Below are 25364 nucleotides of genomic sequence, written 5' to 3'. Positions count from 1 at the left end.
CCGCCGCGCGCAGCGCTTAGTTAAGGGGGCGTCCGGGTTGCGTCAACCGCACAGGACTGAATTTTGCAACGAGTTTGAAAGAAGTCCGCACCGCCCGCTGACGATGATCGAAGTCTCCAACCTGACCAAACGTTTCCCGCGCCACGAGGCCGTCCGCGGCATCACATTCTCCGTCGCCAAAGGGGAAATCGTGGGGTTCCTCGGGCCGAATGGAGCGGGTAAAACGACTACCCTGCGGATGCTTACCGGTTATCTGCCGCCGACGTCCGGAAGTGCAAAAGTGGCGAATCACGACATTTTTCGCGAATCCATCGCCGCCCGTCGCAAGATCGGCTACATGCCGGAGAATGTCCCCCTCTACGACGACATGCGGGTGCGCGAATACCTGCGCTTCCGGGCGGAGCTGAAAGGCCTGTCCGGTCGTGACGCCCGCCGCCGGGTCTCCGAGGTGATCGAGACCTGTGGGCTGGAAGCGGTGAAGAAGAAAATGATCCGCGTCTGCTCCAAGGGCTACCGCCAGCGCGTGGGCCTCGCCGATGCCCTCGTCCACCAGCCCGAACTGTTGATTTTGGATGAACCCACCAATGGCTTGGATCCCAATCAGATCCGGCAGATCCGCGAATTGATCCGGACGCTTGCCGATCGCCATACCGTGCTGGTTTCCACCCACATCCTTCACGAGGTGGAGATGACCTGCAACCGGGTCATCATCATCGACAGCGGCAAGATCAAGGCCCAGGACACCCCGAAAAACCTCGTGGCCGGGATGCGCGCCGCCGGCAAGGTGCATCTGGAGGTCGCCGCCGATCCCCAGATCGTCACCGCCGCCCTCTCGCGACTGGACAATGTCAAGCGCGTGACCGCAGAGCCGCGTGACGACCGATGGACGCATTATGAGGTGCTGGTGGACTCTGGCACGGATGCCCGCGAACGAATCAGCAATCTCGTGGCGCAGTATGCGTGGCCGATGCGTTCGCTGTTCCGCAAGGAGGCGACACTGGAGGATGTCTTCGTGGAGTTGACGCGGCGGGATTGAGACGGTCGCGGCCGGGTGAGCACATTCTTGCCTTTCGGGCGAATATGCGGTTGGATGTGAGTTGATTGGAGGGATTGCCCTCCGGCTCACACCATGAAGACCGCCTCGGCAGTTCCGGGTTTTCTGATAATACTGGTGATCGCGGCAGGAGGCGTGCCGGAGAACAAGCGCATCGTCAGGATAGGCCCCGAAATGGTGAATCCCCTCGCGGCAAGCAGGGATACGGATGGCAGCGTATATGCCTTGGACGGTGGAGCGCCGAAGCAACCGGCACGCGTTTTCCGCATGGCCGCGACGAACAGGCCGGAAATTTTTTCGCAGCAATTCCCGTCCCCTCGCGCACCAGGCGGACTGATGGCGTGGCGAGGGACCGTCTTGCTGGAGGCGTCTCCGGAAGCGTGGGAACTCCGTGACACGGATGGCAATGGCAAGGCCGACCAGAGCAGGGTGCTTTTGAAAGGGCTCGGGACCGATCCCACGCGATGGGAACATGGCCTCACCGGTGCGGTGCGGGGACCGGACGGACGGTTTTATTGGGCGGTTGGCGATGCCGGAGTGGATGCCACCGCACGTGAGGGCTATCCACTCACCCTGCCGGATGCGGGTTGCGTGATACGCTGCAATCCGGACGGGAGCGCACTGGAAATATACGCCCACGGTTTGCGGGATGTGCGCCAGCTTGCCTTTGACGAGTTCGGCAATCTGTTCGGCATCGATCAGGTTCCCGGGCCCGTGGAGTATGGACGGCTGCTCTACATCGCGGAGAAAGCGGACTACGGGTGGAGAAGCTACTATGGAGATCGTAAAAAGGGCTGGAATCCATGGCGGGACGAGATTCTCACCCGCGGCCCGGAGCATCCCGCAACGGTAATGCCATCAACCACCGGATATTCCGGAAAACCGGCATCAGGACTGGTGGCCATGCCGGGGGGAGGACTTCTGGTTGTCCCGATCCCCGCGGCCGAGCCCATACGGCTCCGGATCGTGGAAAGTGGCGCGGGTTTCCGGGTGGATGACGAGATGACCTTGGAGACGGGGATTGCGGCGAGTTATGCCTTGTCCGCATCGGATGGAGGGCTTCTGCTCTTGGGATCTCCCACCCATGCTCCTGACAATCGGGGCATGTTCAGGTGGCAGTCTTTCGGGAAGACAACCCGGTCAAAGGTGTCCATTCCGAAAAGCCCCGCGGCTCAGGCATCCGTGGAAGAGTTGCTCGCAAGGCTGGCGCATGACGATGAAATCGTTCGTGCGGATGCCCAATGGGAATTGGTTGCGAGACCGGAAACGACCGCCAGGCTGTTGCAAGCCGCCATCGAGCTCAAGGACCGTCCCCTTCCCCTTGCCCATGTCCTGTGGGCGCTTTCCTGCCGCCGTGTTTTCGACCGGCCGTTGTTCCTCGAACTGATCCATTCGAAACAACCGGAAGTCCGCCTCCAGGCCGTACGATGGGCGGGCGGGATGAATGCAGGCGTGGCGGAAGACCTCATCCCCATCCTCCAGGATCCTTCGCTGCGTGTGCGCTACCACGCGGCCATGGCTCTTGGAAAGACGCACTCTCCGGATGCACTCGAGCCCCTGCTGACCATGCTGGCAGAGAACGACAACCGGGATCCGTGGTTACAGCATGCGGGCGTCATCGCTCTGCGCGGCTACTGGCTGGCAGATGTTTTGAGGATCGCCCGGGAACATCCTTCGGCCGCGGTGCGGCTGGCGGCCGTGGCTTCAGTCGCGGATCGTGCTCCGGAGCGGTTGTCGGCACTGCGTCAGGAGCCGGACCCCGGTGTGCGGGCGGAGACAATCCGAGCGATGTATCAGGCGAAGCTCCCGCCCAATGGTCCCGACCGCGAATCGTCCGCGGCCAAGCTTGCGTGGCTGTTGTTCAATGACGCAAAGGATCTGACCCCGGGTGCCACACGCCGGGCTTTGGCGGCAGCCCGCTTGTCCCCCGATCACTTCTCCGGAGACCTGTTGGTGAAATTCATCGGCAATCCCAATCAGAGCGAAGGCCTGCGGGTGGAGGCCCTGAAGCTCCTGGCCACATGGAATATCGCGCTGAAAGTGGATCCGCTGGATGGTCGGCCTCGGGAGATCGGCAAGGGCAAACCGATCGACCGCGATCTCGCCGGGTTGCTCGGCTCCTTGATCTACGGCCGGTCCCCCGCTCTCGCTGCCGCAGCGCGCGAGACGGCGACAGCGATGAAAATCGAACCTGCAGGAAGTATCCCCCGGGCTTTAGTGGAAGCCACCGACGCGAACATGCCGGTAAACCAGCGGATACTCGCAATGGAACTACTGGCCCGCAATCGCCGTGCCGCTTTCAAGGACGTATTGGAACGTTTGCTGCGCGATGGAAACACCGAGATCCGTTTTGCCGCGGCCAGACTCGCCATTCATATGGACCCGGATCAGGTGGCGGAGTTCAGCGGGAAGATCCTGAGTTCCTCCTCCAGCATCGCGGAACTCCGCCAAGCCCTGGCCTTGCTCATGCAAACTTACTCGGATGAAGTCATTCCGATCCTCATCTCCTGTCTTGATGCGGCCGCCCACGACCGGTGGCCGACGGAAGCGACTCTGGAGCTGATGGATTCGGCAGAGAAGACCTTGGACAGTATTCCGGACGTGAAACTGGCGAAAAGCCTGGCCGAATTCCAGGCCCACCTCCGGACAAGACTTGGAAAACTGGCTCCTTTCGCCGGCGGTTTGTCCGGAGGCGATGCCACGCGGGGTCGGGACATTTTTGAGAACTATCTGACCGCCCGCTGCATGGACTGCCACCAGGGCAAAGCGGAAGCCGAGGGCCTGGTGCCAAAGCTCGATCACATCGGAGCAGCGGGGCGCTTGTTCATCCTCGAATCGCTGGTGCTGCCGGGAGAACATCTCGAACGTGCCTATGCGACGATCACTGTGACCCGCAGGAATGGCAGCGTCGTAACCGGCAGCCTGCGGATGGAAACGTCATCCTCCCTCACACTGAAAAAACCGGATGGCAGCGAGGAGGTCGTGAACGTTTCCGATATCGTCGCACGCACCGCGCCGGTCAGCCCGATGCCGTCTTCCGACCAGCGCCTTACCGGAAAGCAAATCCGCGATCTTGTCGAATACCTCTCCGGCCGCCAATAAGGGGCCGTGAACTTCGATCCGCTTCTCGATGCCCTCGCCGGTCCCGGCTGGATCAGCGTGCCGGACTTTCTCCCGGACACGATGGCCCGGACCGTGGCCACCGAATGCGCGGTGCGCTGGGACGAGGGCGAATTCCAACGCGCCGGAGTCGGCCGCGGCACCGGTCTCGCGATCCGCGAGGATGTCCGGCGCGATCATGTGCTGTGGCTGGATCGCGAGCAGGCCGGACGCGCACAAACGGCGTGGCTGGACATCATTGAAGAACTCCGCGTGGCGATGAACCGCGGACTCTTTCTCGGACTGCGCGAGTATGAAGGCCACTTCGCGATCTATCCGGCAGGAGGATTCTACAAGGCTCATCTCGACCGCCACGAGAACACGCAGGCACGGATCATCACCGCCATCCTCTATCTGAACGATGGCTGGCAACCCGGCGATGGCGGCGAGTTGAAAATCTGGACCACGCCCGACGACAAGGATGGCGCGTTCGAATTGGTCGAGCCACGCATGGGAACACTGGTGCTTTTCCGCGCCGGGGACTTCTGGCATGAGGTGCTGCCCGCGAACAAGACACGGATGAGCATCACGGGGTGGTTCAGGATCTGACGGAATCCCCTTCCCGCCGATCAGGCGAAGGTGTGGGCCCGGTGTGATCCGGACCCGGTTTCCCCGTGAGATCAGTGCGCCCCGATGTTCGAGATCGTCTGGAAGATCGCGGTGATCATCAGGTAGGCCATGGTGCCGATGAGACCTGCCATGATGATGAGGATCGTCGGCATGATCAGCGCCATGATGCGCTGGAGATCCTTGTTCAACTCCTTGTCGTAACGCTCGGCGGCACGACGAAGGGATAGATCGAGTTTGCCGGTCTGCTCGCCCACGGAGATCATGTCCACGAACAACGCCGGAAAGGCACCGGTGCGGATGAGGGCGCGGGAGAAGGCACGGCCATCGCCGACCTGATCGATCACCCGGTCCAATTCCCCGCGGAGCGAGAGGTTCTGGGTGGCGTCGCGGGACAGTTCGAGCGCGCGGAGCAGCGGCAGGCCGTTGCCCACAAGGTTTGCCATGGTTTCCAGGAACTGCACGTAGAACCGGCTGGCGATGACCGGCCCGACGAGTGGCATCTTCAACTTCGTGCGATCCCAGGTCGGCTTGTTCGCGTCATTGTCCTTCCATGCCTTGAAGAACAATGCGGCGGCGACCAGCAGGATCGCATAGACATACCAGTATTCCCCAAGGTGATTGCTAATGGCGGTCATCCACTGGATCGGCAGTGGCAGCTTGCCGCCCGGCGTGCTCTTGATGAGCTCGGTGAGCTGCGGGATGAGCGTGGTGACGAATACGATCGACACGCCGATGCCCGCGAGCACGAGGAACGCCGGATAGATCATCGCAAGGATGAGCTTGCTCTGGAGTTCCTGGAGCGTCTTCAGGTAGTGGGCTTGGCGCTTGAGAATGGTATCGAGCGCGCCGGAAGCCTCGCCCGCGGCAGCGAGCGAGCAATACAGCGGACCGAAGCTGGGGCTGGCCCGCTTGAGCGCCGAAGAGAAGTTCATGCCATCGCGGACTTCCTGGCGGATGCGGTAGGCCACGTTCTTGAGGTTGCCGAGTTCCTGACGGCTCTCCATCGATTTGAGCGCGGGCTCAAGCTGGAGGCCGGCTCCGAGCATGTCGGACAACTCTTCGGTGAACATCACCACCTCGGCCCGCTTCATCTTCTGCGGACCTTCGGGGATCGCCTCTTCCTTCGCCGCCTTGGCGGGCTTGGACGCGGCCTTGTCGTAATTCGTCTCCGCCTTGGCCTTGTTCTTGGAGGCGGACGGCACCGTGGCCGCGGCATTCTCCCGGAGGCTGACCGGTTGGAGACCGCGCTTGTCGAGCAAGCGCATGGCATCCGGTCGGTCGCTGGCATCGATTTCCCCGGTGGTGACTGCACCGGCGGAGTTCAGGGCTTTGAAGGCGAAGACGGGCACGGCAGGACCAGTTTCAGGAGAGATTCAGCGGAAAAGCGGAGCGAGAAGCTTAGTGAGCGACATCAGTGGAGGTCACCGAGATGACTTCCTCCATGGTGGTGAGGCCTTGCATCACCTTGTGCCAGCCATAGCCGCGCATCGGGATATAGCCATCCTTCACGGCCTGGGCGCGGATCTGGTTGGCCGGGGCACTGTGTGCCACCAGTTCCTGCATGGCGTGGGTGAGGATGGCCACCTCGTAGATGGCGAGTCGGCCGGAGAAGCCGCTGTTGCGGCAGCGGTCGCACCCCTTGGCAGCATAGGCCTGGCCTTCGAGATTCATCGGGATGCCGAGATCACGGCGGTCTTCCATCGTCACCTCGCGCGGCACCTTGCAGTGCGGGCAGAGGCGGCGGACGAGGCGCTGGGCGAGGAAGGCCCGGACGGCGGCGGAGACGAGGAACGGCTCCACCCCCATGTCCACAAGACGGCTGATGCCGCCGAGCGCGTCATTCGTGTGGAGGGTGGAGAACACCAGGTGACCCGTGAGCGAGGCGCGGATCGCGATTTCCGCCGTCTCAAGGTCTCGGATTTCCCCGATCATCACGATGTTCGGGTCGGCACGGAGAATGGAACGCAGGGCCGAGGCGAAAGTGAGGCCGATTTCCGACTTCACCGCGATCTGCATCACGCCCGGCAGTTTGTTTTCCACCGGGTCTTCCACCGTCACGATGCGGCGCTCCGGGTGGTTCACTTCACTGAGGAAGGAGTAAAGGCTGGTCGATTTACCCGAACCGGTGGGACCGGTGATCAGGATGATGCCGTTCGGCAGGTGCAGCAGCGATTCGATCTTCTGCCGCACGAAGGGCTCCATGCCCAGCTTCTCAAGGTTAAACTTCTGCTGGTTGAGCAAACGCAGCGAAACGCTCTCGCCTTCCACGGTCGGCACGGTGGCGACGCGGACGTCGATGGTCTGGCCTTCGAACTGGAGATTGATACGTCCGTCCTGTGGCAGGCGGCGCTCCGCAATGTCCAGGCGGGACATGATCTTCAGACGCGCGATCACCGAGCTCTGGAGCGCCTTGATGTTCTCCGGCACCGTGACTTCCAACAGGCGGCCGTCGAGGCGGTAGCGGATGCGGAGGTTGTCCGCGAGGGGCTCCACGTGAATATCAGTCGCGTGCTGATCGAGGGCTTCGCGGATGATCTGGTTCACGAACTTGACCACGCTGGCCTCCTCGTCGTCGTCCTTGTCGATGACGTTGGCCTCGTCGGTGGCTTCGAGATTGTCGAAGTCCATCTCGCGGCCTTCGAGGATCTGCTCGAAGGTGTCCGCGCCCACCCCGTAAAGACGGCGGAGGGCCTCGTGGATGCGGCGGCGGGAGGCCATCGTCCATTCCACCCGCATTGGCAGTTCCTGCGCCGCGGCCTGGCGGGCGACGAGGTCGAAAGGATCAAAAGTGGCCAGTTTCAGAACGGCGGCAGGCCCCTCCCCTTCGATGGCGATCGGGAGCAAGCGGTGCTTCAAGGCGATCCGCGGGCCGCAGGCCTCGCGCAGCGGCAGCGGTGCGTCCGGAGCGGGAATGTTGTCCAGCCATTCCAAGCCCAGTTCCCCGGACAGTTCCCGGAGATATTTCTCCTCATCGACAATGCCGGCATCGAGCAGGTCCGGAATGGGAGAACGTTGGCGCTGGGTGGCCCCTTCGAGGACATCCGAGACGGCCTTGAGGTCGTCACATCCGGTGCGGCGGGCGGGTTCGAGCAGGAGCTGGGTCATTCGGCTGGCAATCTTCTCCCATTAAAACCGCCGGAGAGGCAACTTTGTCTCTGGAAAATGAACCAATCGGGCAAATTTGTTGCCCATAGACCATCGGGCTGCTCGCGTCCGACTCCCGGCGCCCTCCTTGATTTACGAAGGCCACGGGACGACGAATTACCGGAATGTGAACTTCTTCACCTTTTCATTTCCACACGGCACCCGGCGTGCATCATCCGGTCCGTGGCTTATCTGGAAATCCGAGACCTCTACAAGCAGTTCACCAAGCGCGCCGGAGGGCTGTTCTCCTCGGGCACCGAAACCATCCGCGCGGTGGACGGTGTCAGCCTGTCGATTGAGAAAGGCGAGATCCTCGGCCTCGTCGGCGAATCCGGCTGCGGCAAGTCCACCCTGTCCCGCACGCTGATGCAGCTCACGCCGCCGACCTCCGGTTCCGTGGTCCTGAACGGCGAGGACCTTTCCAAGCTGCCCCATCATGAGATCCGGAAACGCCGGCTCGATTTCCAAATGGTCTTCCAGGACCCTTACGCCTCGCTGAACCCACGCATGACGGTGTTCTCCACGCTGGCGGAGGCGGTGAGACAACGCCATCCGAAGCTTGCCAAGCAGGCGCTGGTCGAGCGGGTCGAAGCGCTCATGGCCACCTGCGGCCTCGATGCCGGGACCATGCGCAAGTATCCGCACGAGTTCTCCGGCGGGCAGCGCCAGCGCATCGCCATCGCCCGGGCTCTCGCCCCGGAGCCGAAGCTGGTGATCGCGGACGAACCGGTGTCCGCTCTGGACGTCTCGATCCAGTCCCAGATCCTGAATCTTCTCAAAAAGCTCCAGAAGGATCTCGGCCTCACTCTCATCTTCATCTCCCACGACCTCGGTGTGGTCCACTATCTGGCGGACCGGATCGCCGTGATGTACAAGGGCAAAATCGTGGAATCCGGCAGCGCGGAGGAAGTTTTCCACCACCCGCAGAACGACTACACGAAGCGTCTGCTCGCCGCGATTCCGAAGCTGGCCGAAGCCCCGGCCGCATGACGGGAATTTTCCGCCGGGTTGCGTCTCCCATGGATACGCGTATGATCCCCACCATGTTCCACTCCCGCTGGCTGTCCGCGCTCGCCCTGCCCTTGATGCTGGGGGCGTGCAAGGCCGAGGAAAACCGGAAAACCGCCATGGAAACCTCCAAGGAAGTCCCAGCCCAACCCACCGGCAAGGTCGAGAAGACCGATGCCGAATGGAAGAAGATCCTCACCCCTGAGCAATACCGCGTCCTCCGCCAGGCAGGCACCGAGCGCCCGAACGGTGAGATCTACGATCAGTTCAAGAAACAAGGCGGCGGCACCTACTACTGTGCCGGTTGCGGCGCGGAACTTTTCACTTCGAACGAGAAGTTCGATTCCCATTGCGGGTGGCCGAGCTTCTACGATCCCTCCAAGGCGAAGAACGTGGTGACCCGCGATGATTTCTCCGGCGGCATGGCCCGTACGGAGGTGCTCTGCGCCAAATGCGGCGGCCACCTCGGCCATGTCTTCAAGGGCGAGGGCTTCAACACCCCCACCGACCAGCGCTACTGCATCAATGGCATCGCGCTGAAATTCGTGCCTGCGGAAGCCAAAACCGCGGAGGCCAAGAAGGACGAGAAAGCGGCGGGCAAGTAACCGCCGCCGCACCAAGGCGCCGGAGGCGGAGTTTTCCGCCTCCACTCCCCCGCCCGTTCAGCGAGCGAAGCCTTCGCGGATGATCCGTGTGATCTCCAGCGCCACACCGAGCGCCGCCGTGCCCTGCTGGCCGCTGACCTTCGGAGTGACGCCCGCGGCCGCGCTGCGTACGAAGGCATCCAGCTCCAGCTTGAGCGGTTCACCGGGCTCCACTTCCACCGTGCCACGCTGAATCTGCATGCCGTCCCTCCAGTGGACCTGGCCGGACTGCTCCTGGTAGTCGAGCGAGAGATAGCAGTCCTCTTGGAAGACGCGGATCTTGCGCATCTTGTCCGGGCTGATGCGGCTGGCGGTGACATTCGCCACGCAGCCGTTTTCAAAGCGGATGCGTGCGTTGGCGATGTCCTCGTTCGGCGTGAGAACGGAAACCCCCACCGCGTCGATGGTGGCGATCGGGGAATTCACGAGATGGAGGATGATCTCCAGATCGTGGATCATCAGGTCCAGCACCACGCCGATGTCGATGCTGCGGTTCGGAAAGGGTGAAAGCCGGTGCGCCTCGATGAAGCGCGGATGCGTGAGCTTCTTTTCCAGCTCCTGCATCACCGGGTTGAAACGCTCGATGTGCCCGATCTGCAGCACCTTGCCGGTGCGCTGTGACGTCTCCACCAATACCCGCGCATCCTCCACCGTGGGAGCGATGGGCTTTTCCATCAGCACGTGGACTCCGAGATCCATCAAGCGGCAGCCGACCTCACGATGGGCCACGGTGGGCACCGCCACACTGGCCACATCGCAGCGCTCCGCGAGTTCCTCCAGACTGGAAACCGGAGTGGCGCCGAATTCACTGGCGATCGCCTCGGCCCGGGCCGCATCCGCATCATAAACGACAGTCAGATCGACGTCGGACAGTTGCGAATAGACCCGGGCGTGATTGCGCCCCATGGCTCCGGCACCGGCTACTCCGGCTCGTATGTTCTGCATGGGCTCTTGCTAGGCTACCCGATGGCGGCAGGGCAAGCGCCGGAAGATTTATCGGAACGAAACCACATCATCCGAACCCGCAAGGCCGACGATGGCATCGGGCTTGGAGGCGGGCTTGCCCTTCTTGCCATCCTTGCCGTAGGTCCACAGCACATAGTCCTGGTCGCGCGGCTTGGCATCAATGTACACGGCGAGATTGCTGGTATCGAGGAAGCGGTCCTTGACGCCACCGGCACCCGTGGCGGTCTCATCCTGATAGGGCGGAGCATTCACCGCGATGAGGATCTCCTTGCCCCAGGGATCGTAGAGGATGCCATCCTCACCCATTCCCATCATCTTCTTCGGGGAGAGGGCGATATTCGCATAAACTTCGCCGCGCGGATTCACGCTCTTGATCTTATCCTGGATGTCCACGAAATGGGTGGTGTCATTCGGCATCAGAGCCCCCATCACGAAGTTGGTTTTCTCCTCTGAGGATGGGCCTCCATAAACGGTGTCGATTCCCTCGGTGCGCGCGGCCTCCGGCAGCGGAGGACGTGAGTAATCCCCGATGAAACCTTGGATTCCCACGGAAACATCGCGGAATTGGGAGAGCGCCTGGGTTTGCTTCGCCTTCTGAATGGCTCGTCCGGCAATGCCCGTGGAAACGGTGGCCAGCACCACGATGATCGCAATCACGACAAGCAACTCGACCAATGTGAAGCCCTTGGAACGGAAGGTGGGTTTTTCAGTCCGGGTATTTTTACAATCCATTCCGCAAAGCTAGGCCGCGTTTTTGCGTTTGTCCATTCCCCGGACCGGCTGGTTTATGAAGCTGTCCGCACGATCAGGGGCGCGATCGGGGAATCCACATGGCGGACTGCTGGCAGCCATGAGTGCAACGAATCGCGTGCAACTCCTTTTGGGCTCGCCAGACCCGGCGTTTGCCCCTACTTCGGCCCCGCCATGAGCGCTACTCAACTGGATCAACTCAAGGAGTTCACCACCGTCGTCGCCGACACCGGCGATTTCGAATCGATGAAGGCTTACCAGCCGCGCGATGCCACGACGAATCCGTCGCTCATCCTCCAGGCTGCCGCCAAGCCGGAATACCGCCACCTTGTGGAGCAGGCCGTTTCCGAACTGAAGGGCGGTTCCCTCACCGGTGAAGCGCTCACCGAGGCCGTGCTCGACCGCATCCTCATCCTCTTCGGCCTTGAGATCCTCAAGATCGTGCCGGGCCGCGTTTCCACCGAGGTGGATGCCCGCTTGTCCTTCGATACCGAAGCCACCGTCGCGAAGGCCCGCGAACTGATCGCCGCCTACGCCAAGGAAGGCATCTCCAAGGACCGCGTGCTCATCAAGATCGCCTCCACCTGGGAAGGCATCAAGGCTGCCGAAATCCTCGAAAAGGAAGGCATCCACTGCAACCTGACCCTGTTGTTCTCCTTCGCCCAGGCCGTGGCCTGCGCCGAGGCGGGCGTGCAGCTCATCTCACCCTTCGTCGGCCGCATCCTCGACTGGTTCAAGGCCTCCACCGGCCAGACCTACGAAGGCGACGCGGACCCGGGCGTGATCTCGGTGAAGCAGATCTACACCTACTACAAGAAGTTCGGCTACAAGACCGAGATCATGGGTGCCTCCTTCCGCAACAAGGGTGAGATCCTTTCCCTCGCCGGCTGCGACCTCCTCACCATCAGCCCGGGCTTGCTCGGCGAACTCCAGGCTTCCACCGAGCCGATCGAGCGCCGCCTGACCGCAGAGGCCGCCGCTTCCGCCGATCTCAAGAAGGTTTCCTTCGATGAGAAGAGCTTCCGCTACTCCTTCAATGAAGACGCCATGGCCACCGAAAAAACGGCCCAGGGCATCCGTGGCTTCGCCGCGGACATCGTGAAGCTGGAGAAGCTGGTGAACGACATCATCGGCTGAACCGTCCGCACGGTTTGATTTTCCAAAGCCGGAACTCCGCGAGGGGTTCCGGCTTTTTCGTGGCTGGCCACGGAAGCGGAGGCTGTCTTTTTGCTTCCGGGCGGATGGTTTCCCCGCTCCAATCCCCGCCACACGTATGAACCGCAGATTGTTCGCCCTGACCCTTTCGGCCACCTTCGGCTTCCTGTGCGTCCCGGCTCTGGCCGGCGGGAAGAAGGAGGACAAGGTCACCGTGACCTTCCACATCGAGGCCGATAACAACGACAATCCCAAGATGATCTTCCAGGCGCCCGTGGGCGGACGCCAGCGGATCTTCCGCCGCCTGTCGGACTTCACCGTGCGCGACATCCAGGACTTCGCCGCATTCCAGGCGAACGATGGCAGCTACGGCCTCCTCATCACCCTGAAGGGTAACGCCGCCACCCGCCTCGCCGCGATCACCGCCACCAATCCGGACCGTTACCTTCTCGCGATGATCAACGGCCGCCCGGTGGATGCCGCCTTGATCGACAAGCAGATCACCGATGGCAAGCTGGTCATCTGGAAGGGCACGAATGCTCTGGAGATCCAGGAACTGGACAAGCTCGTGCCGCGCAGCGGCAAGGGCAAAGACAAGGATAAGGACAAGAAGCAATGACGGCCATGTTCCTCCGCCGCATCGTCTCCGCCCTCTTCCTGTCTTCCGCCCTCTTGAACGCGGGCGGCGAAGACATCCGCCTGCCCACGGCGAACGACTTTCTCTACAAGGGACAGTTGGACAAATTCTACATGTACATCGACCGCGACTTCGAAGGCCAGAAGACGAAGGCCTGGGAAGGCGGCGGCTACGGCTTCGTCCGGAATCCGGCCCGCATCAATGGCGAGGTCGTGATGTGCAAGTTCCACGAGGGCATCGACATCTGCCCGATGGAGCGCGACAAGGCGGGCAACCCGCTCGACATCGTGAACAGCATCTCGGACGGCACCGTGGCCTATGTCAGCCCGGTGGCCGGCGCCAGCAACTACGGCAAGTATGTCGTGGTGGAGCACAACTGGGACAACACCGCCGTTTACTCCATCTACGCCCACCTTTCCGAGATCACCTGCAAGCCGGGTGATCCGGTGAAATGCGGCGGCCCGCTCGGCAAGATGGGATTCACCGGCGCGGGCATCGACCGCACCCGTGCCCATGTCCACCTCGAGATCGTGTTGAAAATCTCCGACCGTTACGACGATTGGAACAAGGCGATCGGCGGAGCGAAGAACGCCCACGGCAATTTCAACGGCCAGAACTTCACCGGCGTGGATGCCGCCCGGTTCTTCATCGAGCGGCGCTCCAACCCCGGACTCACCTTCAATGCCTTCGTCGCGTCCACACCGGTACACTTCAAGGTGACCGTGCCCTCGAAGGGCATCATCCCGGAATTCGCACGCCGCTACAACTGGATGCTCCATGGCGATGCGGACAAGGCGAAGTCCTGGGAGATCTCGTTCAGCGCCACCGGCCAGCCCGTGGCCTTCAATGCCAGTGAACGCATCGTCAGCGGCCCCACCATCACCTATCTCAAGAATGCGTCCGTGCCCCACCAGTATCTCACCCGTGGTCTGGTGAAAGGAGACAATGGCACCGGCTCGCTCAGCATCGGCGGCAAGCAGCTTGTCGCCCTGATCAGCGATGACTTCCCGGTCGCTCCGCCGGAGAAAACCGACAAGGAGAAGACGGAGAAACCTGTCGTCGTCAAACCGTTGAAGCCGAAGCCCAAGCCCAACTGATTTTCCGTAACCATGTCTGACAACACCCTCGCCAAGATCGAGTCCCTCGGCCTCAAGCTGCCGTCCGTCCCCGCCCCCATCGCCGCGTATGTGAACTGCGTCCGCACCGGCAATCTCCTGTTCCTCTCCGGTGGTCTGCCCATTGATGGCGACCGCAAGATCATCGGCCAGGTGCCGGGGCAGGTTTCCATCGAGGAAGCCTATGAAGGCGCACGCATCATCATCCTCAACCGCATCGCCATCATCCGTGATGAGATCGGTTCGCTGGACAAGGTGAAGCGCATCGTCACTCTCAATGGTTTCGTCAGCTCCGCTCCGGACTTCTATGATCATCCGAAGGTGGTGAATGGCGCGTCCGAGCTTCTTGTCGAAATCTTCGGCGACCGCGGCAAACACTCCCGCACCGCCCTCGGTGTCAGCGCGCTGCCACTGAATGTGGCCGTGGAGATCAACCTCATTGTTGAGGTTGAGGACTGAACTCCTCATTCGCTTTTGAAGCGGAAGCCGGAACCCGGAAGGTTCCGGCTTCTTTTTTGTCATGGGCGTTGGATTCCACGGGAAAGGAGTCCAGACTGCTCATCATCCACGATGTTCATCGATGCCCACAATCATCTGCATGATCCGCGTCTCGGTGATCCGGCGCCGGTGATCGCGGAGATGCGTGCGAGCGGCATCGACGCCTGCATGGTCAACGCGACATGCGAGGATGACTGGCCGCTGGTTGAAGCCCTGGCTATGGAGCATCCGGACTTCGTGCTTCCAGCCTACGGCGTCCATCCATGGAAGGCCCATCTGGCGGCACCGGGATGGGAGGACCGTCTGCACGCGCTGCTGGACCGTTCACCCGGAGCGGCCATCGGCGAGTGTGGTCTGGACCGCTGGGTGAAGGAACCGGACATCGCAGTACAGTCGCCGGTATTCGAAGCCCAGTTGCGGCTTGCCCGCGAATTCGACAGACCGGTGGTGATCCACTGCCTGAAGGCGTGGCAGCCGTTGTTCGAATCGTTCGGGCGGATGCAGCCTCCACGACGCTTTTTGATGCATTCGTTCAATGGCTCAATCGAAACCGCACGACGATTGATTCCGCTGGGTGCCTACTTCTCGTTCTCCGGTTATTTTCTCCAAGCACGGAAGGCGGAAGTGGTGGAGACATTCCGACAACTCCCTCCTGATCGCATCCTGATCGAGACGGACGCCCCGGACATGCTGCCCCCGGATGCCTTCATTACCCACCCGTTGGAAGGGGCCAACCACCCGGCTAATCTGTCGGCCATCGCGAGAGGATTCGCTGCGGCCATGGGGCTGGATAGCCCCGGAATCGCAGTGCGGACCACGGAGAACTTTTGCCGTTTCTTCCGCGGCTGATCCGGCATAATCAAGAACGGCAGGTTCCGGATTTGACAATTTCATGCAACTTATGGAAAGGATTGCCCGGTGCAGGCGTATAGCTGCCGCGTATTCCACGTTTCATCGTTTCCGCACGTCCATGACCAACCGATTGGTTCTCACCGCCCTCTGTGTTCCCGTTCTTGCCTTCGCCCAACAAGGCAACCGCAAGGGACACGACAACATGTCGCCCATCATTCCCCTCGATCAGGTGCCGAAAGCTCCGGTCCTGCCGGTCCAGGAGGCTCTGAAGGCCTTTCAGGTCGCGCCGGGCTTCGTGATCGAGCCCTTTGCCAGCGAGCCGATGATCGTCGAGCCGGTGGCCGTGGATTTCGATCCCGCCGGTCGCGCTTGGATCTGCGAAATGATCGGCTACATGCCGGATCTGGATGGCAAGGGTGAGGATGTGCCGATGGGCCGAATCGTGGTGCTGGAAGACACCAATCATGATGGCAAGGCGGACAAGCGCACCGTCTTCCTGGAGAAGGTGCTGCTGCCCCGCGCGGTGGCGGTGTTCCCGGACGGCGTCCTCTTCGTGGACAACTACCGGCTGCTGTGGGTGAAGCGTGACGGTCTCAAATCCGTGGGTGAACCCGAGGAAGTGGCCAAGGACTGGATCGCCGGTGGCAAGGGTGGCAACCCCGAGCACAAGTCGAACGGCCTCGTCCGCAACCTCGACAACTGGCTCTACAACGCCAAATCGGACAAGCGTGTCCGCCGTATCGATGGCAAGTGGGTCGTAGAGACCACCGAAAACCGCGGCCAATGGGGCATCTCCCACGACGATTACGGCCGCCTCTACTACAACGACAACTCCACCTTCCTGTGGGGCAATCTGGTCGCGCCGAACCTGCTGCTCGGCAATCCGGGCGTAAACCTCAAGGTGAAGGACTTCACCCAGCTCGGACCGAACGCCACCTGGCCGATCCGTGTCACCCCGGGCGTAAACCGCGGCTACATCGCGAAATCGAACGGCTACAACGAGGAAACGCTCGACCCGAAAACCTTCAAGCTCATCAACGCCACCGCCGCCTCCGGTCCCGTGATCTACCGCGGCACCAATTTCCCGGCGGAGTGGTATGGCCGCGGCTTGTCTCCGGAGCCTTCCGCCAACCTTGTGAAGGCTATCCAGATCACGGACTCGAATGGCAGACTCAGCGGCAGCCATCCTTTCGGCAAGACCGAGTGGCTGGCCTCCACCGACGAGCGCTTCCGCCCGGTCAACCTCTACAACGCGCCGGATGGCACCGTATGGATGCTCGACATGCACCACGGCCTTCTGCAGCACAAGACCTACATGACCACCTACCTGCGTGAGCAATACTCCAGCCGTTTGCTGGACAAGCCCGCAGATGGGCTGGGGCGCATCTACCGCGTCCGCTACAAAAGCGGTCCGCTCGAAACCGCCACGGATCTCACCAAGCTCGATGGCGAGGCGCTGGTGAAAATGCTCGTCCACAAGAACGGCTGGCACCGTGACATGGCGCAGCGGCTCCTGATCGAACGCGGCGATGCCTCGGTGGTGCCCTTGCTGGAGAAGCTTGCAAGCATCGAAGGCTTCCCGATCGGATCGATCAACGCGCTGTGGACCTTGGAAGGTCTCGGCAAGCTCACCGCCGCTCCGGTGGCAAGCGCCCTGGGATCGAAGGATCCGAAGGTGGTCTGCTCGGCGCTGTGGGTTTCGACCAAACTGCCGGACGCCGAGTTCAGGAAACTGGCCGACCGGATCGTGAAACTCCAGCCCGCCAATGACGAGGTGAAGATCTATCTCGCCCGCGCATTGGGGCCCGTGGGCACTCCGGAAGCCTTCGCCAAATTGGCGGACCTCGTCTCGAAGGACGGCAAGGAGTCGCTGGTGAAAGCCGCAGCCTACTCGGGTCTCAAGGGGCGTCTTGAAGACTTCAAGAAAGCCACGGCAGGCAAGATCACCGACACCACGTTCCTGGCATGGGTGGATCAAGGCCTGAAGGGACCGGTTGTGGCCGTCTCCGGTGCCGGACTGACCGGCGAGCATCTGGAGTCCTTCAATCGCGGCAAGGCGATGTATGTGGGTGAAGCCGCCTGCTTCGGCTGCCACGGTCCGGATGGCCAGGGTCTGCCGAATCTCGGACCGCCGCTCGACAAGTCCGAGTATGTCACCGGCAGCCCGGAGCGCCTTGCCAAGATCCTGCTTCACGGACTCAGCGGTCCGGTGACAGTGAACGGCGAGACCTATACTCCGGCTGGAGAAATGCCGGCGCTGTATCCGAATCCCGCGATGACCGATGCCAAGCTCGCCGACGTGGCCACCTACGTCCGCCACGAGTGGACGAACACCGCCGCGCAGGTGAAGCCGGAGGTGTTCACCAAGGTCCGCGCCGCCACCAAGGACCAGGTCGGCCGCCCTTACACGGAAGCCACGCTGAAATAAGTCGGACGTAGTAGTTCGAAAACCAAAAGCCCGTTCTCCAACCGGAGGACGGGCTTTGTTCTTCCACGTAGCCGGAGTCGTAAGACTTCGGGCTGAGCGGAGATACGCAGTTTCGTGTAATTCCAGTCCGCCTTCGATCTACCCAAACCAACGCTTCAGGATCAGGGTGAATCTGCCCAGCCTGAAGTCTCACGACTTCAGCTACACGCAGGCTCCTATCAGGCCGCCTGACGCAGCAACGCAACGAGCACTCCCTGGATGATCAGTTCGCGGGCCGGAATCAGATCCGGGAAATCCACATTCTCCGCGCGCAGGAACGGGCGGCCCTTGTCGGTGATGTAACGTTTGAGCGTCGTCTCGCCATCGATCAGCGCGGCGACGATGTCGTTGTTCCGTGGCTCGCGGAATTCCAGGATCACCGTATCCCCGCTGCAGATGTGCGCATCGATCATCGAATCCCCTCTCACCTTCAGCGCGAAGGTCCGGGCATTGCGCGGAATGCCGAGCGAGGTGATGTCGATGGAAACGCAGCCGCGGCGTTCCGGTTCCGCGTCCTGGGACATGCCGGCGGCGATTTCCCCGTAAATCGGAATGTCCACGATTTCCTCGCGATCGAGATCCTCCGGAAAAACCACCGCACGGGCCTTGCCGGGCAGACGCTGGATGATTCCCTTCTTTTCCAGCGCGCGCAGATGGCTCATGGCAGCGGTCTGGCTGGAGAAGCCAAAGAAGTGCTGGATCTCACGGGTGGACGGCATCACGCCGGTCTGGCGCTGGGCGTCCTTGAGATACTCGACGATTTCCCGTTGGCGTGATGTGAGTCCCTGCGACATGGCGTTGTGAACAGTGTTCACTGGAACAAACCATGCCGGAATTAATTCGGCAAGCGGAAAGACTCCGGATTGAACCTTGAAGCGGCGCGCCCAATCATGCACATCCCCCCCATGCCGCGCCCGCTTCTCGTCCGCTCCGCCGCGCTCTTGCTTTCCGTTCTCCCGACGGCCTGCGCCGTCGCGCCCCCTCTCCGCTCCACCTCCCGGAATACCGCCAACTCCCCGCAGGCTCCGGCAGTCATTGTCGAGCAGCCCCACAGCTTCGGTTCCGTTCCTCCGACCGCCCCCCCGGCGATCGCCGCTGAGAGCGCCATCGTGATCGATGCCGATTCCGGCCGCGTGCTTTACGCGAAGAACGCGGACAGCCCGCGCCAGGTTGCCAGCACCCAGAAGATCATCACCGCCTTGTGCGTGCTCGATGCCGGCAACATGGACAAGCAGGTCGTCATCGAAAAGATCGACGTGGCCTGCGAGCCGACCCGCCTCGACATGAAGCCGGGCGATTCCTACTCCCGCCGCGATCTGCTGAAGGCGCTCATGGTGAAGAGCTGCAACGACGTGGCCCGCGCCCTTGCCCGCGACGTGGGCGGCAGCGTGGAGGGTTTCTCCGATTTGATGAACCGCAAGGCTGCAAGCCTGGGCATGCGGAATTCCCACTTCGTGAATCCGAATGGCCTGCCGAGTACCGCTCAGTATTCCACCGCGCGCGATATGGCCATCGCCGCCCGCTACGCCTACCGCAGCCCTCTCTTGCGCTCCTACGTGGCGACCAAGGCTTTCGAATTCCAGTTCGCCGATGGTCGCACCAGGCTGTTGGAAAACACCAACCGCATCCTCAAGTCCGTGCCTTACTGCAATGGCATGAAGACCGGGACCACCGATGCAGCCGGCCGCTGCCTCGTTTGCACCGGCTCTCTCAACGGCCGCTCGACCATCGTCGTGGTATTGAAGTCCACCACTCCGTTCATCTGGAAGGACTCCGAGAAACTGCTCCGCTGGTCGCTGGAGCGTTGAACCAAGGCCATCCACCCATGGCCACCGATCCCGCCGCCGAACTCGAAGCGCTCTCGGCAGCGGGATTGCTGCGCGTGCTGCGCCCCTTGGATTCCCCTGCGGGTCCGCAGGTCATGCGCGATGGCCGCGCCCTGCACAATTTCGCATCGAACGATTACCTCGGCCTCGCGGGACATCCGCGTTTGGCGGAGTCGTTCATCGAGGGCGTGAAACGATACGGGGCCGGCTCCGCCGCCTCCCGCTTGGTGGCGGGCACCCTTGCCCCGCATGCAGCCTTGGAAGAGGACTTGGCCGCTGCGAAGAACGCGGAGGCATCACTGGTGTTTTCCTCCGGCTTCGCCACCGCCATCGGCTGCCTGCCCGCGATCGTGGGGAGCGGAGACACCGTGATCCTCGACAAGCTGTGCCACGCCTCCTTGATCGATGCGGCGAAACTCTCCGGCGCCACGCTGCGGGTGTTTCCCCACAATGATGTTCCGAAGCTTCGCAAGTTGCTCGCCACCGTGCGGGCAAAGGATGCCTCCGGACGAATCCTCGTCGTGACCGAGTCCGTCTTCAGCATGGATGGGGATCTGTGCCCGCTGCTGGAAATCGTTGAAGCGGTGGAGGAAGCAGAGGCGCTGCTATGGCTCGATGAAGCCCACGCGTTCGGAGTAATCGGCCCCTCCGGCATGGGACTGGCCGCACAATACGGATTGCAGGAGCGGGTCACGTTCCAGATGGGAACCTTCAGCAAGGCAGCGGGACTATCCGGTGGCTACGTCGCCGCTTCGCGGTCGTGGATCGATCTGTTGGTGAACCGCGCACGCGCGTTCATCTACTCGACCGCTCCCCCACCCTCACTCGCCCATGCCACCCGTGAGTCACTGGCATTGATCCGCTCCAGTGATGGCGAAACACTGCGTGAACGCCTGCGGGCCAACATCCGGGTGCTTTCCCCTGCAGCAGGCTCCGCCATCATTCCCTTTGTGCTGGGTTCCAATGAAGCCACGCTCGAAGCCGCCTCGCGTTTGGAAGCGGAAGGCTTCATGGTGCCTGCGATCCGCTACCCCACGGTGCCGCGCGGCACCGCACGATTGCGGGTAAGCATTTCCGCTGCCCACGATCAGGAAGTGGTCGCCGCATTGAAAAATCTGCTCCCAGGTTCCTGATGAACGGGGGGCTTGTGACATAAGCGAATGTTTCCCAATTCTTGCGCAGAAAAACAAATATGGCGTGCAACTTTCGCGTTTGAAGGACGTATACTTGGCCACATCCGAAAATCCAAACCACCTCCATGAAACTACTTCTGACGCTTCTCGCCTTGGCCTTGCCTGCCGCGGCCATCGAACCGGGCTTCACCCCTCTCTACAACGGCAAGGATCTCACCGGCTGGAAAAAGGTCAATGGCAACGGCGAATACAAGGCCGCCGGACCGGAATTGCTCGGCATCGGCGACAACGTGAAGGCCAATACCTTCCTGCGCACTGAGAAGACCTACAAGAACTTCGACCTGCGCTTCGACATGAAGTTCGATGATGCCGAGGGCAACTCCGGAGTGATGATCCGCGGTCTCCAGAAGACCGACAAGGAAGACGGTCGCGTTTACGGCTACCAGTGCGAACATGACCCCAGCCCGCGCTGCTGGACCGCCGGCCTCTATTGCGAGGCCATGCCCCGCGGCTGGCTCGTGCCGAACAAGGCGAACAAGGAGGAAGCGGAGGCCTTCACCGCCGCCAACACCAAGCGCTACAAGGTCGGTGAGTGGAACAGCATCCGCGTGCTCTGCGAGGGCAAGCACATCCAGATCTGGCTGAATGGCGAAAAGACCGTGGACTATACCGACACGGCTCCCGAGGCAATTTCGGAAGGCTTCTTCGCACTCCAGGTCCACGCCGGAAAGGCCACCCACGTCCGCTGGCGGGACATCCGCATCAAGGAACTCTGAGGACTCACGACGCGCGTGGGCGGAGTTCGGGACTTCCCGCCAACAACTCCGCCCACTGGCTCCGCTCAATCCGGTCGAGACTTCCGGCGAAGAGGAGCCCCTCCCGCGATTGATCCGGCACCTCTCCCACCTTGATGACACGCATGCCGGCTGAGAGGGCCGCGTCCACCCCGTGCTGGGTATCCTCGATGGCGAGGCAGTCGGAGGGTTCCACGCCGAGGCGCCGACAGGCGAGTTGGTAAATTTCCGGAGCCGGTTTGCTCTCCTCCACTTCATCCCCTGACGCGATCACCCGGAACCACGGCGCGAGCCCCGAGGCCTGAAGGCAAAGATCGATGTCAACCCGGTCGCTCGAACTGGCGATCGCCAGCGGGACACCTGCCTCGGTGAGAAGCTCCAGGGCTTCCTGGATACCAGGCAAAGGTTTCAAGGCCTTCCGCCCCACCAGCGATTTCCAAGCCTCATGCCAATCCGCGCGGAACCGGGCGAGGTCGAAATCCGGCCCGAAGTGTTCCGCGAATTTCGCCTCGATCGCAGCGTTGGTGGTGCCCGCGTGGTGCTGGAAATAAACTTCCTTTTCCAGGATTCCGCCCTGGTTTTCCAACGCTCTACGATAAGCCTCGTAGTATAGCTTCTCCGTGTCGAACAAGGTGCCGTCCATGTCGAAGACCACGGCCTGCACGGCCGCCGGTTTCGAGGCGGTGGAGTGGTTGCCAAGGGATTCGCGGTATTCGGTTGGGCGCATTCCGGTTTCGATGAGGAAAAAACGGCTGAGTTCGTGGGCGGAGCCGAAGTTCATGTCGCGCGCGATAACCGCGAGACTGAGCTCGGTATGACTGAGAAGATGCTGGAGATGGCGCAGGCGCACGCGCTGGATCTCCTGCTTCGGTCCATGTCCGAGAAGGGAGGAAAAACGCGCCTTGATCGTCGTCATGGACAGGTTGCTGCGCTCCGCCAGTTCCGAGACACGCAGGGAATCGTGAGGAGCGGTGAGACGGATGTGACGGACCAGGTCGCGGACATCGGGATCGGCGATCGCAAGTGTGTCGCTGGACTCGCGCGCGATCACCTTGCCCACAGGAATCTCGATTCGCCCGCTCAATGAGGTCTCGCCATTCATCTGTCGCCACAGCAGTTCGGCGGCCTTTCGTCCCACCTCGCGGCCGGGATAGGCGATGCTGCTCAACGCCGGCCAGGTGGCATAGCAGCAGACCGCATCATCCCCGAAGCCGATCACCGCAAGATCCGCCGGCACCTTGCGCCCGAGCCGATCCGCCGCCCGCAGCGCCACCGCACCCAGCGGATCGTCCGCCACGAACAGTCCGCAGGGCGATGGCAATGTATCGAGAAACGCCATGACTTCCGTCTCGATCTCGCGCCAGGTCTGGGCCTTCCACAATGGCCGACCCTTCAGATAATGGACCACCGGCTCGGCGCCATATTCCGCGAGTTTCGTGCGGAAGCCGCCGAGCCGCTCCCGTGAATAGCGCCTGTGGCCCGGCGCGAATTGTTCCTCTCGGTAGTAGGTTTCCCCGCGGGCCAGAAAGGCGAAGTGGCCCACCGAACATTCGATCAGGTGCTCCGCAGCCAATCTGCCGATCATGGCATTGTCCGTCACCACCCGCGGAAAGCCGAGATCCGGCCCCTCGGTGCTGGTGAGCACCACCGCCTGCCCGCGTTGGCGGAATGCCGCCAACTCCTCTTCCGTGGCGCGGAAGAGGATCAGTCCGTCCCCATGCCAGTCATGGTCGAGCTTCACCGCCTCCATCTCGCCGAAGAGATCGTTTTCCGTGGCCAGCCGCCACAGCTCGTGCTCCCGCATGAAATCCACGATCCCGCCGAGAATCTGCGGAGCGTAGCAGGACCACACCGGATGACGGAAACCGACGCTCCGGCGGGCTGGATGAGGTTGCTTCATGCGCTTCCCCATCATGTCGCAACAGGCTGCGGGATGAATACCAAAAATGGCATCCGACGTTAATGACACCGCCTCCGTCGATTTTGCCCAAAGGTGGCATCTAACAAAAAATCTCAGCCTTCTCTAACATTTCACCTTTCCCAAGGACCACCCCTCATGTCATGCTAAATGCAATGGCACCTTCCTCCGGAGTTCAGGATCAGGACCTTTACACCCGTGCGAAGCGGGCGGAAGAGGAAGGCGATCTCGACCACGCACGGGTGCTGTATCAGGCCGCCCTGACCCACCGGCCGAACGATCCATCCCTGCTGCAGGATTTTGCAGCGCTGCTTTGGATGACCTATGACTTCACCGCTGCGGGCCGTCTGCACGAGCGTCTGGCCAGCCTGCCGATGGAGGACCCCACTCCGCTGTTGTGGGCGGCCCGGGCGGAATTTTCCATCGGCCACTTCGACCGTGCCGCACGATTGCTGGATGTGGCTTTGGCCAGCCATCCGGACAATGCCGACCTCCTCGGTATGCTGGCGAGCGTCCATGAGCGGGCCCATCATGGCCAGGAGGCCCGCGAGATGGCGTTGCGCGCGCTCGCCATCGATCCCACCCACGCCGAGGCCACGCGCCTGATCGCCCACCTCGATGTGGATGCGGGCGATCTTCACGCCGCCCGCACGAGACTGGTCAATCAGCTCCAGCAACATCCCGGAGATGAGGATTGGCGGCTCCGCTACGAGCTCGCCGCGATCTTCGACCGTATGGGTGAACCCCAGGCGGTGATGCGCGAATTGAACAAGGCGAAGGCGAGCCTGTATCCACAGGCGCTGCCCGCGCTTGATCAATCCCGCCGCATCCGCGAGCGCCAATGGGCGCTCACCTGCCGCATCACGGACGAGGATTGGAAACGTTGGCAGACTGGTTTGCCAGAGGACGCAAGCCATCATCCGGTGGCTCTCATGGGCGGGTTCCCGCGCAGTGGCGCCACTCTTGTGGAGCATATCCTGACGAAACACCCGCGCTGCCTCGGCACGGATGAATCCGGCATCCTGTTTTCGCAGTTCACCCGTCCGCTGGTGCATCAGGCCGCATCGATGGATGACGCTTTCGAGACCCTGAACAACCTCTCGCCCACCCTGCTGGTCTCGGATCGCGAGCGCTACATCCGTTGCACAGAGGCTTTGCTGGGCGAATCACTGGAAGGCCGCGTTCTCCTCGATCGCGAGCCCTTCCATACCGCGGACCTGCCATTGCCGCTCCGTCTGTTCCCGGAAAGCCGGGTGTTGATGCCCCTGCGTGATCCACGCGATGCGGTGATCTCCTATTTCCTTACGCTGGTGCCGATGGCTCCGGACAGCGCGGCCTCGGTCGATCTCGGTGAAACCTGCCGCTTCTATGCGGACACGATGCGGCACTGGCTGCATTTGGAAGCCATCCTTCCCCATCCCACGTTGCGGGTCCGATATGAGGATCTGATCGTGCAACCGGAGCAGACGATCCGCGAGGTCACCTCCTTCCTCGGTCTGCCGTGGTCTCCGGATCTCATTGCGGGGGAATCCTTCCATGCCGATTCCATCGGACGTTGGAAGCTTTACGAGCCTTGGCTGGCTCGCCACATGCACCATCTGGATCCGTTCATCGAGGCATTCGGCTACGCCGGTGGAGTCTGCTGAAAATGCCCGCGCCTGTGGCGCTTTCGCC

21 protein-coding genes are annotated in these 25364 nt (G+C 62.0%); 15 read left to right on the top strand and 6 right to left on the bottom strand.

The window, feature by feature from the left end; translation table 11 throughout:
* The first annotated feature begins 103 nt into the window (after positions 1-103).
* The 3 genes from KBB96_RS06045 (at position 104) to KBB96_RS06035 (ending at position 4762) form a co-directional block, all read left to right on the top strand.
* Entirely contained in the window at positions 104-1036 is a 933-nt protein-coding gene (locus KBB96_RS06045; protein ID WP_211633494.1) for an ABC transporter ATP-binding protein, read from the top strand.
* A 93-nt stretch (positions 1037-1129) separates the two neighbouring features.
* Positions 1130-4156, top strand: coding sequence for a HEAT repeat domain-containing protein (locus tag KBB96_RS06040; protein WP_211633492.1), 3027 nt, complete (start codon positions 1130-1132; stop codon positions 4154-4156).
* 6 nt (positions 4157-4162) lie between these two features.
* Positions 4163-4762, top strand: coding sequence for a 2OG-Fe(II) oxygenase (locus KBB96_RS06035; protein ID WP_211633490.1), 600 nt, complete (start codon positions 4163-4165; stop codon positions 4760-4762).
* A 71-nt stretch (positions 4763-4833) separates the two neighbouring features.
* Here the strand turns inward: KBB96_RS06035 and KBB96_RS06030 are convergent, their stop codons facing one another.
* Positions 4834-6132, bottom strand: coding sequence for a type II secretion system F family protein (locus tag KBB96_RS06030; RefSeq protein ID WP_211633487.1), 1299 nt, complete (start codon positions 6130-6132; stop codon positions 4834-4836).
* Positions 6133-6181: 49 nt separating this feature from the next.
* On the bottom strand, positions 6182-7888 hold the full coding sequence (locus KBB96_RS06025) for a GspE/PulE family protein (RefSeq protein WP_211633485.1): 1707 nt from the start codon (positions 7886-7888) through the stop codon (positions 6182-6184).
* A 222-nt stretch (positions 7889-8110) separates the two neighbouring features.
* Here KBB96_RS06025 and KBB96_RS06020 point away from each other — a divergent pair, with 222 nt between their 5' ends.
* Complete coding sequence (locus KBB96_RS06020; RefSeq protein ID WP_226373654.1) at positions 8111-8917, top strand: ATP-binding cassette domain-containing protein; 807 nt, start codon at positions 8111-8113, stop codon at positions 8915-8917.
* A gap of 53 nt (positions 8918-8970) precedes the next feature.
* Positions 8971-9540, top strand: coding sequence for a peptide-methionine (R)-S-oxide reductase MsrB (msrB, locus tag KBB96_RS06015; protein WP_211633481.1), 570 nt, complete (start codon positions 8971-8973; stop codon positions 9538-9540).
* 57 nt (positions 9541-9597) lie between these two features.
* On the opposite strand, the gene KBB96_RS06010 is transcribed toward msrB, so the two are convergent.
* Both KBB96_RS06010 and KBB96_RS06005 read right to left on the bottom strand, forming a co-directional pair.
* Entirely contained in the window at positions 9598-10524 is a 927-nt protein-coding gene (locus KBB96_RS06010) for a Gfo/Idh/MocA family protein (RefSeq protein ID WP_211633479.1), read from the bottom strand.
* Between the two features lie 48 nt (positions 10525-10572).
* The gene (locus KBB96_RS06005) at positions 10573-11277 is read right to left on the bottom strand and encodes a type II secretion system protein (RefSeq protein ID WP_211633477.1); all 705 of its coding nucleotides are present in this window, start codon (positions 11275-11277) and stop codon (positions 10573-10575) included.
* Positions 11278-11469: 192 nt separating this feature from the next.
* Here KBB96_RS06005 and tal point away from each other — a divergent pair, with 192 nt between their 5' ends.
* From tal to KBB96_RS05975, 6 genes are all read left to right on the top strand, one after another.
* The gene (gene tal / locus KBB96_RS06000) at positions 11470-12432 is read left to right on the top strand and encodes a transaldolase (protein ID WP_211633474.1); all 963 of its coding nucleotides are present in this window, start codon (positions 11470-11472) and stop codon (positions 12430-12432) included.
* Positions 12433-12568: 136 nt separating this feature from the next.
* Positions 12569-13069: a hypothetical protein gene (locus KBB96_RS05995; RefSeq protein WP_211633472.1), complete on the top strand. Its 501-nt coding sequence runs from the start codon at positions 12569-12571 to the stop codon at positions 13067-13069.
* A 5-nt stretch (positions 13070-13074) separates the two neighbouring features.
* Positions 13075-14184 carry a M23 family metallopeptidase gene (locus KBB96_RS05990; protein WP_211633469.1) on the top strand — a complete coding sequence of 370 codons (1110 nt, stop codon included), beginning with the start codon at positions 13075-13077 and terminating at the stop codon, positions 14182-14184.
* 12 nt (positions 14185-14196) lie between these two features.
* Positions 14197-14661 carry a RidA family protein gene (locus KBB96_RS05985; protein ID WP_211633467.1) on the top strand — a complete coding sequence of 155 codons (465 nt, stop codon included), beginning with the start codon at positions 14197-14199 and terminating at the stop codon, positions 14659-14661.
* A gap of 111 nt (positions 14662-14772) precedes the next feature.
* Positions 14773-15549, top strand: a complete 777-nt coding sequence (locus KBB96_RS05980; RefSeq protein WP_211633465.1) for a TatD family hydrolase — start codon at positions 14773-14775, stop codon at positions 15547-15549.
* A gap of 121 nt (positions 15550-15670) precedes the next feature.
* On the top strand, positions 15671-17980 hold the full coding sequence (locus tag KBB96_RS05975; protein WP_211633463.1) for a DUF7133 domain-containing protein: 2310 nt from the start codon (positions 15671-15673) through the stop codon (positions 17978-17980).
* 218 nt (positions 17981-18198) lie between these two features.
* Here the strand turns inward: KBB96_RS05975 and lexA are convergent, their stop codons facing one another.
* Complete coding sequence (gene lexA, locus KBB96_RS05970) at positions 18199-18813, bottom strand: transcriptional repressor LexA (protein ID WP_211633460.1); 615 nt, start codon at positions 18811-18813, stop codon at positions 18199-18201.
* A gap of 111 nt (positions 18814-18924) precedes the next feature.
* On the opposite strand from lexA, the gene KBB96_RS05965 reads away from it, so the two are divergent.
* From KBB96_RS05965 to KBB96_RS05955, 3 genes are all read left to right on the top strand, one after another.
* Positions 18925-19827 carry a D-alanyl-D-alanine carboxypeptidase family protein gene (locus KBB96_RS05965; protein WP_211633458.1) on the top strand — a complete coding sequence of 301 codons (903 nt, stop codon included), beginning with the start codon at positions 18925-18927 and terminating at the stop codon, positions 19825-19827.
* Positions 19828-19844: 17 nt separating this feature from the next.
* Complete coding sequence (locus KBB96_RS05960; RefSeq protein ID WP_211633455.1) at positions 19845-20978, top strand: aminotransferase class I/II-fold pyridoxal phosphate-dependent enzyme; 1134 nt, start codon at positions 19845-19847, stop codon at positions 20976-20978.
* A 125-nt stretch (positions 20979-21103) separates the two neighbouring features.
* A complete protein-coding gene (locus tag KBB96_RS05955; RefSeq protein WP_211633453.1) occupies positions 21104-21754 on the top strand; it encodes a 3-keto-disaccharide hydrolase in 651 nt (216 codons plus the stop codon).
* 4 nt (positions 21755-21758) lie between these two features.
* On the opposite strand, the gene KBB96_RS05950 is transcribed toward KBB96_RS05955, so the two are convergent.
* The gene (locus KBB96_RS05950; protein ID WP_211633450.1) at positions 21759-23672 is read right to left on the bottom strand and encodes an HAD-IA family hydrolase; all 1914 of its coding nucleotides are present in this window, start codon (positions 23670-23672) and stop codon (positions 21759-21761) included.
* A gap of 173 nt (positions 23673-23845) precedes the next feature.
* Here KBB96_RS05950 and KBB96_RS05945 point away from each other — a divergent pair, with 173 nt between their 5' ends.
* A complete protein-coding gene (locus tag KBB96_RS05945) occupies positions 23846-25336 on the top strand; it encodes a tetratricopeptide repeat-containing sulfotransferase family protein (RefSeq protein ID WP_211633444.1) in 1491 nt (496 codons plus the stop codon).
* Positions 25337-25364 lie beyond the last annotated feature (28 nt).

This window comes from Luteolibacter ambystomatis, from assembly GCF_018137965.1.
Taxonomy (GTDB): domain Bacteria; phylum Verrucomicrobiota; class Verrucomicrobiia; order Verrucomicrobiales; family Akkermansiaceae; genus Luteolibacter; species Luteolibacter ambystomatis.
Note: the sequence above shows the minus strand (reverse complement) of the source record. Positions and strands in the feature narration are given on the sequence as shown.